This window comes from Streptomyces achromogenes (assembly GCF_030816715.1).
Taxonomy (GTDB): Bacteria; Actinomycetota; Actinomycetes; order Streptomycetales; family Streptomycetaceae; genus Streptomyces; species Streptomyces achromogenes_A.
The window spans coordinates 1,400,615-1,417,000 of record NZ_JAUSYH010000001.1; the positions used below are offsets into that span (position 1 = coordinate 1,400,615).

At 72.4% G+C, this 16,386-nt stretch carries 9 protein-coding genes; 5 read left to right on the plus strand and 4 right to left on the minus strand.

The genetic code is table 11. From position 1 onward, the window contains the following. Positions 1–244: 244 nt before the first annotated feature. The gene (locus QF032_RS06180; protein ID WP_307055275.1) at positions 245–1,351 is read left to right on the plus strand and encodes an FUSC family protein; all 1,107 of its coding nucleotides are present in this window, start codon (positions 245–247) and stop codon (positions 1,349–1,351) included. Between the two features lie 78 nt (positions 1,352–1,429). On the opposite strand, the gene QF032_RS06185 is transcribed toward QF032_RS06180, so the two are convergent. Continuing rightward, complete coding sequence (locus tag QF032_RS06185; RefSeq protein ID WP_307055276.1) at positions 1,430–3,892, minus strand: SpoIIE family protein phosphatase; 2,463 nt, start codon at positions 3,890–3,892, stop codon at positions 1,430–1,432. A 232-nt stretch (positions 3,893–4,124) separates the two neighbouring features. Here QF032_RS06185 and QF032_RS06190 point away from each other — a divergent pair, with 232 nt between their 5' ends. After that, positions 4,125–6,191, plus strand: coding sequence for a SpoIIE family protein phosphatase (locus tag QF032_RS06190; protein WP_307040760.1), 2,067 nt, complete (start codon positions 4,125–4,127; stop codon positions 6,189–6,191). Positions 6,192–6,232: 41 nt separating this feature from the next. Here QF032_RS06190 and QF032_RS06195 read toward each other — a convergent pair whose 3' ends face one another. Together QF032_RS06195 and QF032_RS06200 are read right to left on the minus strand one after the other, a co-directional pair. Beyond that, the gene (locus tag QF032_RS06195) at positions 6,233–6,877 is read right to left on the minus strand and encodes a TetR/AcrR family transcriptional regulator (RefSeq protein ID WP_306954489.1); all 645 of its coding nucleotides are present in this window, start codon (positions 6,875–6,877) and stop codon (positions 6,233–6,235) included. Positions 6,878–6,922: 45 nt separating this feature from the next. Next, positions 6,923–8,977: a discoidin domain-containing protein gene (locus QF032_RS06200; protein WP_307040762.1), complete on the minus strand. Its 2,055-nt coding sequence runs from the start codon at positions 8,975–8,977 to the stop codon at positions 6,923–6,925. 324 nt (positions 8,978–9,301) lie between these two features. Here QF032_RS06200 and QF032_RS06205 point away from each other — a divergent pair, with 324 nt between their 5' ends. From QF032_RS06205 to QF032_RS06220, 3 genes are all read left to right on the plus strand, one after another. Beyond that, entirely contained in the window at positions 9,302–11,326 is a 2,025-nt protein-coding gene (locus QF032_RS06205; protein WP_307055277.1) for a flavin monoamine oxidase family protein, read from the plus strand. A gap of 130 nt (positions 11,327–11,456) precedes the next feature. Then, positions 11,457–12,398 (plus strand): DUF1731 domain-containing protein, encoded by a 942-nt coding sequence (locus tag QF032_RS06210; RefSeq protein WP_307040766.1) that lies wholly within the window; start codon positions 11,457–11,459, stop codon positions 12,396–12,398. A gap of 578 nt (positions 12,399–12,976) precedes the next feature. Beyond that, a complete protein-coding gene (locus QF032_RS06220; protein ID WP_307055278.1) occupies positions 12,977–13,825 on the plus strand; it encodes an alpha/beta fold hydrolase in 849 nt (282 codons plus the stop codon). A gap of 67 nt (positions 13,826–13,892) precedes the next feature. On the opposite strand, the gene QF032_RS06225 is transcribed toward QF032_RS06220, so the two are convergent. Then, positions 13,893–16,256: a hypothetical protein gene (locus QF032_RS06225; protein WP_307055280.1), complete on the minus strand. Its 2,364-nt coding sequence runs from the start codon at positions 16,254–16,256 to the stop codon at positions 13,893–13,895. Positions 16,257–16,386: the final 130 nt, after the last annotated feature.

A 16,386-nucleotide genomic window follows, 5' to 3' on the forward strand; every position in this document is an offset into this window, starting at 1 on the left:
AGACTACGCGGCGCTGATCACATGGGGATCACGGTCGGGCATGAACTGCTTGACAGGACGACGGGGTGACGGCAGGGCGGTCGTTCCGGGACGGTGCGCTGTGATGTCGCGCACGGTAGGTGCGTTGCGGGCCTGGTGTGGCACTTGATGTGCCATGGAGTGCACTCACGCGACGACACGGGCGCCACAGGCGGCATGGCCGGCTCGACTGGCGCGGGCGGTACGGCTGAGCGGCGGGAACGTCGTGCGGACCGCTCGCCGGGCGTGGGCCGAGCCGGGCCGGGAACGGGATCTCGTGGCGCAGGCCGGCAAGGCCGCGCTGGCCGCCTGGGTGGCCTGGGCGGTGGCGGGCTGGTGGCTCGCGGCGCCCATGGCGTTCGTGGCGCCGTGGGTGGCGGTCGTGCTGGTGGAGGCGACGGTCTACCGGTCGGTGGCGCACGGTCTGCAACAGCTCGCGGCGATCACGGCGGGCACCGTGGTGGCCACGGCGGTGGCGTTGCTGCTGGACGGCAACACGATGGTCACGATGGCCCTGGTCCTGCCGGCGGTGCTGCTCCTCGGGCAGTGGCACCGTCTGGGCAGTCAGGGCGTGTACGCGGCCACCGGCGCGCTCTTCGTGCTGACCGGCGGCCACGTCACGATCGCCTCGTCGGCGGCCCGGGTCGCGGAGGCGGTCTTCGGCGCGGCGGTCGGCGTCGCGGTGAACGCGCTGGTCCGTCCGCCGCTCTATCTGCGCGACACCCGCACCGCGCTGGAGGACGCGGTCCGCGAGGCGCGGGAGATCCTCGACGCGGTGGCCGACGGACTGGCCGACGGCGAGGGGGACGACCGGGCGGCCGCCGAGTGGCATGCTCGCGCCCTGCGTCTGGGCCGTCTGGTGGACCAGGCGCGGTCGGCGATCGGCCGCAGCACGGAGAGCATGCGGGGCAACCCGCGCGGCCGGCGTCTGTACGCCGCGGCGCAGCCCGACAAGGCGTACGCCGACGCCCTGGTCGTGCTCGACTACATCGCCGTGCACACCGCCGGCGTGACCCGGACGGTGTGGGAGGCCGTGGACCACGGCAGCAAGGCCGCACAGCCGGCCGCGGAGATCGCCCGTCCGTACGCGGACTTCCTGCACCGCACCGCCCACGCCATCGGGCTCTACGGCAGCGCGCGCTTCACGCCGGGCGGCCATGCCGACGCCGCCGCCGACGAGCTCCGCGAGGCCGTCGAGGAACTGCACCACACGCTCGACGCGTTCCGCCGGCAGCTGCCGGGCGCCGTGCGGGACGACCCCGACGCGCTGTTGACGTACGGAGCGCTGCTGGCCCAGGCGCACCGGCTGGCCGATCAGCTCGTCCAGGACTGACCAGGAGAGCGCGACGGGGGCGGTGCCCACCACTCCCGTCCGCGCCACCACTCCCGTCCGTCACGCCCGTCCGTCGGGTCACGGGATCTCCTGCTCCGCCCAGATGACCTTTCCGTCGGCCGTGTACCGGGTGCCCCAGCGGTGGGCGAGCTGGGCCACCAGGAAGAGGCCGCGCCCGCCCTCGTCCGTGATCCGGGCGTGCTTGAGCCGTGGGGCCGTACTGCTGGCGTCGGTCACCTCGCAGGTCAGGCGGGCGTCACGGAGCAGCCGCAGCCGGATGGGCGGGGTCGCGTACCGCACGGCGTTGGTGACCAGCTCGCTCACGATGAGCTCGGACGTCATGGCAAGGTCCGTCAGGCCCCAGGCCGCCACCTGGCGGGTGGCCCGGGCGCGGACCTCGGAGACGGCGGCCGGGTCGGCCGGCACGTCCCAGGAGACGACGTACCCGGCCTCCAAGGCGTGCGTGCGGGCCAGCAGCAGGGCCACGTCGTCGGGCTGCGGCGCCGGCGCCAGCAGGTGGACCGCCGACGCGCAGAGGGCGTCCAGGTCGGCGTCGGGCCGGGACAGCACCTCACCGAGCCGGGACATGCCCAGCTCCATGTCGTGCTCGGCTCCCCGGACGAGGCCGTCGGTGTAGAGGCCGATCAGGCTGTTCTCGGCGAGGGTGATCTCGGCGGCCTCGAACGCCATCCCACCGAGTCCCAGCGGAGGCCCGGCCGGCGGCTCCGGGAAGGACACCCGGCCTTCGGGCGTGACGACGACGGGCGGCGGATGCCCGGCCCGGGCCATGGTGAAGCGCCGGGTGACCGGGTCGTAGACGGCGTACAGACAGGTCGCGCCGAGGAAGGCGGTGGTGCCCTGCTGGGCCGCGGGGTCGTCGGTGCGCTCCGTGCTCAGCCGGAGCACGAGGTCGTCGAGATGGGCCAGCAGCTCGTCCGGCGGCATCTCCATGTCGGCGAGGGTCTGCACGGCGGTGCGCAGCCGGCCCATCGCCGCCGCGGCCGCGATGCCGTGCCCCACCACGTCGCCGACCACCAGCCCCACCCGGGCCCCGGACAGCGGGATCACGTCGAACCAGTCGCCGCCCACGCCGTCCGTGGGGTCCGCCGGCTGATAGCAGGAGGCCACCTCCACCGCCGTTCCGCCCGCCAGGGCGTGCGGCAGCAGACTGCGCTGCAGGGTGACGGCCGCCGTGTGCTCCCGCGTGTAGCGGCGGGCGTTGTCGACGCACAGCGCCGCCCGGGCCACCAGCTCCCGGGCCAGCAGGACGTCGTCGGGGCCGAACGAGACGGGGTTGAGCGACCGCACGAACGTGGCGAGACCGAGTGCCGTGTCGCGTGCCCGCATCGGCACGGAGATGAGGGAGTGCAGCCCGAACCTGCGGATCGTCGCCGTCCGCTCGGGCTGCTCGGCGAGCCACAGTTCGTCGGTGGGGTCCAGGACGGGAAGCAGGATCGGCTCGCCGTCGATGAGCAGCTGCGCGTCGTGCGGCGGGGGCAGGAAGTCCACCCGTTCGCCCAGCCGGGCCACGGCCTCGGGGCAGCCCTCGCGCACCGAGCTGAGGCCGGCCCGGCGCATCACGGGCCTGGCCGGGGCGGGCCCGGCGTCGGTGAGCCATGTGCCGTGTCCCTCGGTGCTGAGGACCGGCTCCAGCAGGTCGACGATGACGAAGTCCGCGAACCGCGGGACGGCGAAGTCGGCGAGCTCCTGGGCGGTGCGCACGACGTCGAGGGTCGTGCCGACGCGCGCCCAGGCCTCGTTGACCAGCGACAGCAGCCGGCGGGCGGACCACCGCTCGGTGACGTCCTGCACCATGTAGCAGACCCCGGTGACCGAATCGTCGGAGCCGACCAGCGGGAAGAAGGACGTGGAGTAGGCGCGCCGGCGGTGCGGATCGGCCCAGCTCCACCCGAGGTACTCGTAGTCGTTGACCGGGGTTCGGGTCTTCAGGACCTTGCGCATGAGGCCCTCGATGGCGTCCGCCTGGAGGCCGGGCAGCAGCTCGCTCAGCCGCCGCCCCAGGCGCTGTTCACGGGGCACGCCGCCGAGGCGTTCCAGCGTGTCGTTCAGCCACACGTAACGCAGTTCCAGGTCCAGCACCGCCATCCCGACCGGGGAGCGGACGAGGAACCCGTCGAGGACGGACTGCCCCAGCGTCCACTGCCGGCTCTGCTCGCGTGCCGAGAGAAGAAAGCACTCGTCCCCGCCGATCCGGAAGGACGCGGAGACCCGCAGGGCGACGTCGACGGAGCGGCCGTCGTGGTGCCGTGCCGTGAGCTGACCGCTCCATCCCCTTCCCGCGCGGCACCGGGCCGCGACCGCCGCCACCCGCGCCGGGTCCCGCGGCATCGCCACCAGACGGCCGGCGAAACGGCCGACGACCTCGGACGCCGGGTGGCCGAGCAGTGCCTGCGCGCCTCTCGTCCAGGCGAGTACGACGCCGTCCGCGGTCACGATCGCCGCCGCGTCGGTGGACGCGTCGAGGAGATCGCGTGGTCCCGCGGGCGTCGGGGCCTCGGAGACTTCTCGCGCTGGATCCATGGGTGCCGTCCTCTACAGCCATGGTGCTGCCTGTCCGCCCGATGCGCACGGCGTCGCCGCGCCCCGGCGGCACCGCACCGCACGCCCGCGCTCCGCGCGCAGACCGCCCGCGCAGGACCGCCCGCGCAGGACCGTCCGCGCAGGACCGTCCGCGCCGAGGGCGCGCGACGGGGCCCCGCTACCGGGCGCGCCGGATGAGGGGCAGCATGGAGGTGCGGGAGGAGGATCCGCGATGACAGCCGAACCCATCCGGTCCGACGGGACCGCGTACCGTCGGGAGGCGCCCCCGCCGACCGGTCTGCTGGACGTGCTGAGCGTCTCCGCGATGGTCGTCGACGCCGAGGGCCGCATCGTGTTCTGGACGCCGCAGGCGGAGGAACTGTTCGGCTACACCGCGCAGGAGGCCCTCGGCAAGTACGCGGCACGGTTGTTCATCCACCCCGAGCACCTGCAGTCCGTGGTGCGGCTGTTCACGGAGGTGCTGGAGACCGGCCGGAGCTGGGCCGGCGCCTTCCCCATCCGGCACAAGGACGGCAGCAGCCGTCTCATGGAGTTCCGCAACATGCGGCTCCAGGACGATCTCGGGGACGTCTACGCTCTGGGCATCGCCGCGGACCACGAGCTGCTGCAGCGCGTCGAGACCGACCTGGCGCTGTGCGAGCGGCTGATCAACCAGTCCCCCATCGGTCTGGCGCTGCTCGACCCGGACCTGCGATATCTCCTGGTCAACCCGGCGCTCGAGCGCATCGACGGCGTCCCCGCCGAGGACCACGTGGGCCGGCGTCTGCGGGAGACCCTGCCGCTGCCCGACGTCGACACCATCGAGTCCGCGCTGCGCCAGGTGTTGACGACCGGCACGCCGCTCCTCGACCAGTACCACGTGGGACGGCCGCGGACCGACCCCGATCACGAGCACGCCTGGTCGCTGTCGTTCTACCGGTTGGAGGACCCCGGCGGGCGGGTGCTGGGCGCGGCCGCCTCGGTCGTCGACGTGACCGAACGGCACCGGGTGGCCGCGGAGGCCGACCGGGCCCGCCGCCGCCTCGCCCTCATCGCCGAGGCCTCCACGCGGGTCGGCACCACACTGGAGGTGGAGCAGACCGCGCGTGAGCTGGCCGAGGTGGCGGTGCCCCAGCTCGCCGACGTGGTCGCGGTGGACGTCCTGGACTCCGCGCTGGCCTGCCGTCGCGCCCGCCGGCCGGACGACGGGCCCGAGCTCTTCCGCGCGCTCGCGCTCAAGGCGGCGCATCCCACCGTGGCGCTGCGTGCCGCCGACCCGCCGGGCGACGTCGCCGCGTACCAGGGCGACCAGTTGGTCACCCTGTGCGTGCACACCGGCCGGCCGGTCCTGGTGAGTCACGTCGGCGACCAGGACCTGCCGCGCATCGCCCGGGACGCCGAGGCCCGCTCCCTGCTGGCCCGCGCGGGGGTGCACTCGTATCTCGCCGTGCCGTTGATCGCCCACGGCGAGGTGCTCGGCGCCCTCGACCTCAAGCGCACCCGCAACCCGCTCCCGTTCGACGAGGACGACGTCCTCCTCGCCGTCGAGCTGGCCGGCCGGGCGGCCGTGGCCATCGACAACGCCCGCTGGTTCGAGAGCGTGCGCAACACCTCCCTCACCCTGCAGCGGAGCCTGCTGCCGGAGCACCCGCCCCACCACCTGGGCCTCGACCTCGCCTCCCGCTACCAGCCGGCTCAGGCCACCAGCGAGGTCGGCGGCGACTGGTACGACGTCATCCCGCTGGCCGACGACAAGACCGCGCTGGTCGTCGGGGACGTCATGGGCAACGGCATCGACGCGGCCGCCACCATGGGCCGGCTGCGCACCGCGACCTGCGCCTACGCGGACCTCGACCTCGAACCCGGCGCCGTGCTCCAGCACCTGGACAAGATCACCTGCGATCTGGAGCACTACATCGTCACCTGCCTCTACGCCGTGTACGACCCCCGCACCGGACAGTGCCGGATCGCCAACGCGGGGCACATGCCGCCCGCGCTGGCCGGGCCCGGGCATCCGGCGACGCTGCTCGAACTGCCGTCCGGGGCCCCGCTCGGCGTCGGCGGCGTCCCCTTCGAGGCCAGCACGACGGCGCTGACCTCCGGCGACCTCCTGGTCCTCTACACGGACGGCCTCGTCGAGACCCGGCAGCACCCCATCGACGACCGTCTGGCGGTCCTGCTCGGCTTCCTGGACGAGCCGCACCGGCCGCTCGAGGAGATCTGCGACCTCCTGCTGTACGGCCTGCGCCATCCCGACGACCACGACGACGTGGCACTGCTGGTGGCACGCGCCCTGTAGCCGCCGAACGTGCCGCACCCGGCGGGCCGGACGGAGCGGCGCTACGTCCGCTCGCCGGACGGCCGGACGGGGGACGTGCCCGGTTGCCGGAGGTCGGCCGTGACCAGCCCCGCGACGTGGGCCGTGACGGTGTCCAGGATGTCGGACCAGGCCGCTTCGTCGCCGAGCACGAGGTAGTTGAGGGTCAGTCCGTCCGTCATGGCGGCGAGATAGCGGGCCAGGACGGGGACGGGCACGCCGAGCCGCAGCCCCATGCCGCGGCACAGCTCCCCGATGAGCTCGGCGTAGGCCTCGCCGTACAGCTCGTACTGACGGCGGGCCAGATGCTCGAACCCGGGCTGGCGCAGGGCGTACTGAGTGAGCTCGTAGGTCAGCATGTGCGCGTCGGGGTGGGCGCGGACGTGGTCCCAGTACGCCGCGAACCCCGCGCGGACCGTCTCCTCGAGCGTGGCCCGGGGGCGGATCGCCTCCCGTACGACGCTCACCGACTGGGCGGTGAGCGTCGTGATGACGGACTCGACGAGGGCCTGCTTGGAGTCGAAGCAGTAGTGGAAGACGCTCAGTGAGACACCCGCCTCGGCGGCGATGGACCGGGTCGTCGTCCTGGGGACGCCGTCCCGGGCCATCGCTCTGATCGCCGCCTCCGTCAGCTGTCGTCGTCGCTCCGCCGACGGCATGCGCGCCATCCGTCTCCCCCGAGTGTCGATGCCGCGGCTGGTGCCGTGACCGCCCTAGGCGCTGTGGACGCCCACTTCGTACAGGGAGTATCCCCAGTCCGTGCCGCGGCCCAGACAGTGCACCCGGACGTAGCGCGCCGGGGCGCCGGCGAACTTCGCCGTGTCCAGGCCCCCGTCACCGGACGTGGTCGACCAGGCGGTCGTCCAGTTCACGCCGTCGGTGGACAGTTCGACGCGGTACGAACCGGCGTACGCGCGCTCCCAGTCGAGGGTGACGCGGGAGACGCGGTTGGTGGCGCCGAGGTCGACCTGCCAGTACTGGTCGTCGCTCCAGTCACTGGCCCAGCGGGTGCCGTCGTCGCCGTCGACGGCCCGGCCGGGCTGGTAGCTGGTGAACGGATTGGACTCGGACGAACTGGCGGTGGCGGTGCGGCCCTTGGCGAGGTCTACCGAAGCCTGGTGCTGCTCGGTCGAGCCCCAGGTGCCGAGGTAGGACTCGGCGCCGCGGAAGAGGTCGTCCACCACGTCCTGGCCTCCTACGCGCCGGATGTCCTCGATCCAGTCGGGGATCATGCCGACGTGCGCGGCGCCGTCGGTGTTGAGGTCGAAGGTGCGCGTGCCGGTCGTCTGACGGTCGATGAGGGACCCGCCGTCGACGCTCTTGAACGGGTAGGTGACCTTGTTCGCTGCGGCGGCGCCGCGGGGGGCGGGGTGGTCGCCGATGCCGTTGAAGTCGGTGCCGAAGCCGTATCCGACGTGGTACTGGTCGCGCAGCGCGTTCGTGCGCTTCGCCTCCGCGGCGAACCCTTCCGAGCCGTGCATGTACTGGGCGACGAACCCGCCGAGGGAGTAGACGCGTTCGGTCCAGTTGAGGTCCATCCAGCTGTGCGAGGACAGCACGCCGGGGTAGTTCGCGGCCTCGAAGATGTCGAGCGCCTGGCCGGTCGCCTTGACGCTCATGTGGTCGACCTCGAGCATCATCTTGCGCTTCATCATGCCGCGCACGGCGTACTCGCCGAGCGCGGTGAGTCCGCGGGTGTTGCACTGCGCGTCGGCCTTGTACGACGGGACGTCGGTGCCCGCCGGGAGGTCCGCCTCCGCCTTCGAGGCGGCGGTGCCGATGGGGTTGTCGTGCTGCGGCCCGGTGCACTTCTCGGTCTGCCAGAAGGTGCCGGTCGACAGGAACTGCCCGACGTTGATGGCCGTTCCGAGACCGCCCTCGTCGAAGCGGACGCCGCACAGCGCGTTGTCGAACTTGTGGCACAGGAACATGCTGCGCACGCCCAGCCCGTACAGCTCGTCGAGTCCCTTGTCGACGTCGGACTTGCTGCACTGCGCGATGTCGAGGATCTGCTTGCATCCGAACGGCTCGGAGGTCTCGACGCCGAGGACGACCGCCAGCTTGCCCTGCTTGACGACCTCACGCGCCTGCGCGCTGTCGAGGACGATCCGGAACCAGCCCTTGCCGGGGCCGCCGTACATCTTGTCGATGTGGGCCTGGAGGTCGTACGTCAGCTTCGCCTGCAGGCGGATCGAGGTCATCTCGTCGCAACTGCGGTCCTTGAACGGGTAGATGCTGCAGATCATGCCGTTCGTGACCAGGTCGTTGACGAGCACCCGTTGTCCGCCGCGCCAGGCCCGCTCGACCCAGGCGTAGTAGTTCGCCTGGTGGGTCATGGAGTCGTAGGCGGGCCAGTCCTTGAAGGTGGGCCAGCCGGTCGGGTCGTGCTTGCCGTCGCCGCCGTGGGTGATGTAGTCGAAGATCGCGAGAGTGCCGTCGGGGTAGTGCTCGGGACAGTCCTTCAGCGCGTCGGCGACGCCGGCCTCGGAGAACACCTTGCCGCAGATCAGCCGTCCGCCGAAGGCCTCGCCCGAGAACAGGTGGTTGTGCGCGTCGACGAACCCGCGGACCCGGCCCGCCGCGTCGGTGCCGGTGAACGGTTCGCCCGTGACGCCGATCTGCGAGTCGGGGGCCGGCCGGGCCGTCGGCGTCCACCAGTCCGCGCCGGCCGCCGAGCTCGGCGTGGGCCCGAGGACGGCGGCGAGCACGAGAAGGAGGAGCGAGACGACGGTGGCGTCTCTGCGTCTGCGGTACGGGCGTCCGGTCATGGTCACAGCCCACGTCCCTCGGTCGGGGGGATCGCGCGGTCGACGTGGGCTCTTCGGCTGCCCGTGAGCTTGTCATGACCGGCGCAAGATAGTGGGACGAGGATCGCGACAGACTCCGTTGCGAGTCAATAGTCCGGGACGCTTGACCTGATGAGCCGGCCCGGCCGGTGACACGACCGGACCGGCCCAAACCTCCCACATCCGCCCGCCAGTTGCGTCGGAGTCACCGAGCGCGCACGCCCGCGCCCCGATGCGCCTACACGTTCAGGTGATGATCCACGGCAACCCGCTCCCCGCCCCTCGCGCGCCCCCTATCCAGGGATCATGGACATTTCCGATCCTTCTGTAGACCCCGGCCGGCTCTCCCGACGGCGGTTCACCGCCACCGCGGCCGCCACCGCCACAGCCGCAACGGCCGCCACCGCCGGCGCCGCCGCGCTGACGGCGACCGCGGCCCCGGCCAGGGCCGTCCCCCGGCAGCCCGCCAACCCGTCCAGGTCCGCTGCCGACTGGGCGACCTGCCTGACCGTCGCCCGCGCCCTGCTCGTGGTCGACGAGCACGACCGGCCGCTCGTGCCGGGGTACGCGAAGATCCTCGAGGGCGGGCTGCCGCGGGCCCGGACGGGTACCGGGAAGAAGGTGCTGGTGATCGGCGCCGGACCCGCCGGGCTGGTCGCCGCCTGGCTGCTCAAGCGGGCCGGTCACCACGTCACCCTCGTGGAGGCCAACGGCAACCGGGTCGGCGGCCGCGTCAAGACCTTCCGCACCGGCGGTCACGAGAACGCGCCGCAGGCCTTCGCCGACGCCCGCCAGTACGCGGAGGCGGGCGCCATGCGCATCCCCGGCAGCCACCCTCTGGTGATGAGTCTGATCGACCAACTCGGCGTCGCCAAAAGGCGGTTCCACCTCGTGGACGTCGACGCCGACGGCAAGCCCGTCAACAACGCCTGGCTGCACGTCAACGGCGTCCAGGTGCGCCGCTCCGCGTACGCGAGGTCCCCGCGCCGGGTCAACCGGTCCTTCGGTGTGCCCCGGAAGTACTGGGACGTGCCGTCCGCGGCCATTCTGCGCGGGGCCCTGGACCCGGTCCGCGACGAGTTCAGCACCCGCGGCGCCGACGGCCGACGTGTGGACAAGCCGCTGTCCGAGCGGGTGCGCGGCTGGGCGCGGGTGGTGCACAGGTTCGGGGACTGGTCGATGTACCGGTTCCTGACCGACGAGGCGGGCCTGGACGAACGGACCGTCGACCTGGTCGGCACCCTGGAGAACCTCACCTCCCGGCTGCCGCTGTCCTTCATCCACAGTTTCATCAGCGCCTCCCTGATCAGCCCGGACACCGAGTTCTGGGAGCTGGTCGGCGGCACGGCCACGCTGCCGGACGCGCTGCTGAAGGAGGTCTCCGACGTGCTGCGCCTGGACCGGCGGGTGACGCACATCGAGTACTGGGCACCGGACCGGCAGGGCGCCGCCGACACCTCGCACGTCCGCGCCGACGGGCCGCACGTCTGGATCGACACCGTCTCCGAGGGGCGCGACGGCAAGCCGGTGCGCCAGGAGTTCACCGCGGACCTCGCGATCGTCACGGTGCCGTTCTCGGGGCTGCGGCAGGTGCAGGTCGGTCCGCTGATGTCGTACAAGAAGCGGCGGGCCGTGGCGGAGCTGCACTACGACAGCGCGACCAAGGTGCTGCTCGAGTTCAGCCGCCGCTGGTGGGAGTTCACCGAGGCGGACTGGAAGCGTGAACTCGACGCCGTGCGGCCCGGTCTGCACGAGGAGTACCGGGCCGGGAAGGCGCCGGGCGACGGGAGCCTGCTCGGCGCCCATCCGTCCGTGCCGCCCGGGCACATCACGCCCGGGCAGCGCGTGCACCACGCGGCCCACCGATGGGCCGCGCGCGACCAGCCGGAGGCGGCGCACATCGTCGGCGGCGGCTCGGTCTCCGACAACGCCAACCGGTTCATGATCAACCCGTCGCACCCGGTCGCGGGCAGCCGCGGCGGTGTCGTCCTGGCCTCCTACAGCTGGGCCGACGACGCCTCCCGCTGGGACTCCCTCGACGACGACGCGCGCTACCCGCACGCGCTGCGCGGGCTGCAGCAGGTCTACGGCCGGCGCATCGAGGTCTTCTACACGGGCGTCGGCCGCACCCAGAGCTGGCTGCGCGATCCGTACGCCTACGGGGAGGCCTCCGTGCTGCTCCCGGGTCAGCACACGGAACTGCTGAGCGCCATCCGCTCCCCCGAGGGGCCGCTGCACTTCGCGGGCGACCACACCTCCGTCAAGCCGTCGTGGATCGAGGGCGCGCTGGAGTCGGGGGTGCGGGCGGCACTCGAGGCGCACCTGGCCTGAACGCGCGAGGCGGGGCCCGGCCGGCCGGGCCGTGACCGCACCGCCCGGCCGGGCCGTGACCGCACCGACAGTTTTGAACGTGTTCAAAACCGGGATAGGGTCCTCTTCGAGAGAGAAGGGGGCCCTGCCCATGAAGATCGTGCTGCCCGGCGGGTCCGGACAGGTGGGAACGGTCCTGCGCCGCGCGCTGACCGCGGCCGGACATCAGGTGGTGGTGCTGAGCAGGCGGCCCGCGGGCGCGGGCGAGATCGCGTGGGACGGCCGCACGCCCGGACCCTGGACCGAGGAGATCGACGGCAGCGACGTCGTCGTCAACCTGGCCGGGCGCAGCGTCAGCTGCCGCTACACCCCCGCCAACCTCGAGGCGATGATGGCCTCCCGGGTGGAGTCGGCACGGGTCGTGGGCGAGGCGATCGCCGGCTCGGCCCGGCCTCCGCGGCTCTGGTTGCAGATGAGCACCGCCACCGTCTACGCCCACCGGTTCGACGCCGCCAACGACGAGGCCACCGGTGTGATCGGCGGATCGGAGCCGGACGTGCCGGACTACTGGGGCTACAGCGTCGACATCGCGACCGCCTGGGAGGGCGAGCAGGAGAAGGCCGACACCCCGCACACCCGCAAGGTGGCCCTGCGGTCCGCCATGGTGATGAGCCCCGACCGGGGCGGGGTGTTCGACGTCCTGCTGATGCTGGCCCGGCTCGGCCTCGGCGGCCCGGTGGCGGGCGGCGCGCAGTACGTGTCGTGGATCCACGACCGTGACTTCGTCCGCGCGGTCGACTTCCTCGTCGCACGGGACGACCTCTCCGGCCCGGTGAACCTGGCCGCGCCCGCCCCGCTCCCCCAGCGCGCGTTCATGCGCGACCTGCGCGGCGCGTGGGGCGTCCCGGTGGGTCTGCCGGCGACGCGGTGGATGGCCGAACTCGGCGCCTTCGCCCTGCGGTCGGACACCGAACTGCTGCTCAAGAGCCGCCGCGTGGTCCCCGGCCGGCTGCTGGAGGCGGGCTTCGTCTTCGACCACCCGCAGTGGCCGCAGGCCGCCGCCGACCTCGTACGCCGGGTGCGAAGCCGCTGACGGACGGCTCCGGCGCCCGCGACAGAGAGGCCGACGCGCCCGTGTGCGGCTCGGCCGGGCGCGGGGGCCTCGAACCGCCGATGGCCGTTGCGTGGCGAGGGCCGCGCAGGCGCACACCCGGGTGCGGGTGCACGTCCGCGCGGCCCTCCCGCCCCGGGGAGGTCCTTCAGCTGCTGCGGCGTCGCCCGCAGCGGTGACGCGGTGATCCGCGCGCTCGGCCTCACCGGTCGTGCACTGGTCCCGGAACCACCGCATCGCGTCGCGGCGCAAGAAGCAGCCCTCCGCAAACCGGTGGCAGGAACCGGTGTCGAAGGCCGTGTCGGTCACCGGGGGCGCGGTCTCGGGTAACCACGCCGGCGCCCGGGATTCGGCCGTCCGCGCACCGTCGCTTTCTCCCCGGTGCACCGTCCCGGAGGCCCGCCGGACCGGATCCGGCCGCACGGCGCGCCCCGCGCCGACTCCGGGAGACCGACTCCCTTTCGTCCGGTCAGAAATCCGACGCGCTCATCTGCCTAGGTCAGCTAGGCTAAAACCTAGACTCTCTAGCTATGACTGCCGCAGTCCGACAGGAGCAAGCGTTGAACGCGACCCGTACCGGCACGCTCAAGGTGCCCGGCGCCACCCTCCACTACGAGACGGCCGGCAAGGGGCCGGTCCTGCTCCTCATCTCCGGCGGAGCCGGCGACGCCGGGATGTACGCGGGCATGACGCCGCGGTTGGCCGCTCACCACACGGTGGTCACCTACGACCCGCGCGGCCTGTCCCGCAGTCCGCTCGACGACCCGTCCGACGCCCCGCACGCCGACGAACAGGTCCGGGTGTGGAGCGACGACGCCCACCGCCTGCTCGAACTGCTCGCCCCCGACGCGGAGGCGGCCGTGCTCGGCTGCAGCTCCGGCGCGGTCGTGGCGCTCGATCTGCTGGCCCGACGGCCGCAGCGGCTGCGCCGGGTGGTCACGCACGAACCGCCGCTGGTGGAACTCCTCGACGATCCCGCTCCGCACCGAGCGCTCTTCGCCGAAGTGCGCGAGACCTTCCACCGGGCAGGAGCCGAAGCCGCCATGGCCCGGCTCGGCGAGGGCCTGTCGGACGAGACGGGGCGACAGGCGCCCGAGCGGCCGACGGAACTGCCGCCAGGCATCCGGGAGATGGCCGGGCGGATGCACGCCAACCTGCCGGTCTTCCTCGGCCGTGTCCTGGTCCCCTTCTCCTCGACCGTGCCCGACCTCGCGGCGCTCCGCCCGGTCGCCGACCGGCTGACGCCCGCCGCGGGGCAGGACTCCCGCGGGCAGACCGCTCTGCACGGGCCGGCCGTGCGGCTCGCGGAGCTCCTCGGATCCACGTTCACGGAGTTCCCCGGCGGCCACCTCGGCGCCGTCGAGGACCCCGAGGAGTTCGCCGGACGCCTGCTGACCGTACTGAACTGAACGGCCCCGCCTCCCTGTTGAGGACAGGGGGCGGGGCCGCCGTTCACCGCATGCGCGCGCCGTCGGCTCAGCCGGCGGCCGCCCTGCGCCTGCGGATCCACCAGACGAGGGCTCCGCCGGCCACGGCCAGCGCCGCCGCCAGCCAGGCGATCAGCCCGACGGGGACGTTCGAACCGGTGTCGGCGAGGTTGCCGTCCGGGTCGTGGGCCGGCGGGGCGGGCGTGGCGTGGTCGCCACCGCCCGGAGTGGACGGGCCGGGCGCCGGGGTGTGCGAACCGCCGCCCGGCTTCGACGGGCTCGGCTCCGGCGACCCGGACGGGTCGTCACCGCCGCCGCCCGTGTCCTCGGTTCCACCCGCGTCGGCACCGAGATAGGTCGTGTCGGTGTCCCGGTAGGACGTGTCGTCGGCTTTCATCGACGTCTTGGTGGTCTGGTCCAGAGTGGGGTTCTCCACGGTGAACCGGGTGCGGGAGATGTTCCGCTTCGGGGACTTGGAGAAGTCGACCCCCCCGACGATGTAGATCTGCGTCGTGCCGCCCGCGGGGACCTCGTACTGGAACTCGCCCTCGGTGTAGATCTTCCGGTACTTCTTGAACAGCTCGTTCCTGTCCCAGTTCTGGTGCGGCGCGCGCAGCGGCCACCGCTTGACGTCGTTGCTGTTGATGATCTTCCGGAAGTCGGTCGCGCCGGTCGCGTCCTGCTGGCGGATCCACTCCGCGGCGACCCGCGAGGTGTAGACGCGTCGCAGATCTGCGTACTGGGGCGCGGTGTTGATGGTCTTCTCGACCGCCGGCACGATCATGCCGTCGATGACGGCCTGCGCCGCCTTGGTCTGCGCCGCGTCCGGAGTGCAGATCGGCTCGCCCGGACCGGGGGTGACGGTGGTCTGCGCCGTCGACTTCAGGGCCAGCGGGGCGTCGAGGATGTAGATGCCGCCGTCCTGCTCGCGGACCTGCGCGGGCTTGGGCTCGATCCAGTTCCGCAGGCCCGGCATGCACGGGCGGCCGCCCTCCTTCGGCAGGGCCGCCCAGTACCGCTTGCCGAGGTCGGTCTTGGGGTCCATGGCCTTGTAGAAGTCGTGCTTCATCCGGAGGTCGGCCTCCAGCAGCACGCGCCCGGCGTCGGTGGCGGCGAACGCGCTGTCCATGATCCGGTCGGGCTCGTCCGGGTTGAGGTTCACCCAGAACTTCTCCGGCGTGAGCGCGAGCCAGGTGAAGAAGCTGTCGGAGGCCAGGTTCATGGTGGCCTCGCCGCCCCAGCCCGGCGCGTTGTCCGGGTCGGGCACGTAGTCGGCCTTCATCGAGTAGGCCATCCCCTTGCCCTTGACGGGCGCCCCGACGTACCGGAGTTCGAGCGTGGAGAAGTCGATGCCGCCGGGCCCGCCGCGCGGGAGCGTGCCGCGGGTGTCGATCCTCCGCGCCGCGCCCTGCTGGCGACGGGCGTCCTCGGGCGTCGGCGCCGAGTCGCGGACCCGGTCGTTGGCCGGGCCCCGGGTGCCCTGGGCGGGGTCGGGGCTGAACCAGGTGTCGTAACGGCTGTAGCCGCGGATCGGCTTGGTCTGCGGGACGCCGTTGTACTGCCGCTCGAAGATCCGGACCTGGTTGGGCTTGCCGCGCTCGCGGGACAACTCGTCGTTGAACTCACGGAGCTTGTCGATGGTGTTCTTCGGGACCTTCTTCCCGCCGACCATGCGGAAGGTGTGGTCCTTGGTCTCCGGCTGCCGCGCGATGATCTTGTCCGCGGCGAGCTGGTCCGGCCGGTGCGTGCCGTTGGACTTGAACTCGTTGAACTCCTTGATCCGTTGGTTGTACGCGTCGTACTTCCGCGTGGCCAGCAGTTTGCCGTTCGCGTCCCGGACCTCGACCTTGACCTCGCACAGCCAGTCCGGGCCGATCAGGTTGAAGTCCTTGACGACGCGCTGCTCGAAGGCGCTGCCCTTGTGGTTGTTGATCTCGTTGCGTATGTAGATCTTGTCGAACCAGTTGGTGAACTCCGCGACCGGCCGCCCGGTGGACAGGAACCGGGCGTAGATCTCCATGGCCTTGTCGGCGGGCGCACCCGAGGCCGCGGCCTGCTTCTTCCACTGGTCGACCGTCTTGGACCCGGCTTTCTGCGCCTCGGCCCTGGTGGGCGCCTTCAGGCCGTCGAACGCCTTGCCCTGCAAGGGGAAGTTGTAGTTCTTCGGGTTGCCCGCCCACTTCTGGTACGGGTCGGCCCCGGCGGGAAAGCCGGAGGTGGACGGAGTGCTGCCGTACGTCTTCTTCAGCCATTTCTGGTCGCAGCGCTGGCCCTTGATCGTGGTCGCGGCCTGGGCGCTGTCCACGCCCACGCCGGGCAGACCGGTCAGGGTCAGCGCGCCGGCCGCGCCGAACGCGGCCGTGAGGCGCCCGATCAGGCGCCATCTGCGGGTCGGTCGTGTGAGCGAACTCAAGATGCTGTTCCTCTTCCCTCGCGGATGGGGCCATGGAGGGGTTCGGGTGCGACAGGTGAGGCCCCCGTGACGTCCGTCGCGCGGTCACCATAGACCTGTCCGCAGCGGAAGCGCACAGCGATTCGACAGG

Excerpts from the sequence above, each read along its gene's own strand:
- QF032_RS06205 (WP_307055277.1), top strand. The coding sequence starts at position 9,302 with ATGGACATTTCCGATCCTTCTGTAGACCCCGGCCGGCTCTCCCGACGG.
- QF032_RS06190 (WP_307040760.1), top strand. The coding sequence starts at position 4,125 with ATGACAGCCGAACCCATCCGGTCCGACGGGACCGCGTACCGTCGGGAG.
- QF032_RS06200 (WP_307040762.1), bottom strand. The coding sequence starts at position 8,977 with ATGACCGGACGCCCGTACCGCAGACGCAGAGACGCCACCGTCGTCTCG.
- QF032_RS06195 (WP_306954489.1), bottom strand. The coding sequence starts at position 6,877 with ATGGCGCGCATGCCGTCGGCGGAGCGACGACGACAGCTGACGGAGGCG.
- QF032_RS06185 (WP_307055276.1), bottom strand. The coding sequence starts at position 3,892 with ATGGATCCAGCGCGAGAAGTCTCCGAGGCCCCGACGCCCGCGGGACCA.
- QF032_RS06210 (WP_307040766.1), top strand. The coding sequence starts at position 11,457 with ATGAAGATCGTGCTGCCCGGCGGGTCCGGACAGGTGGGAACGGTCCTG.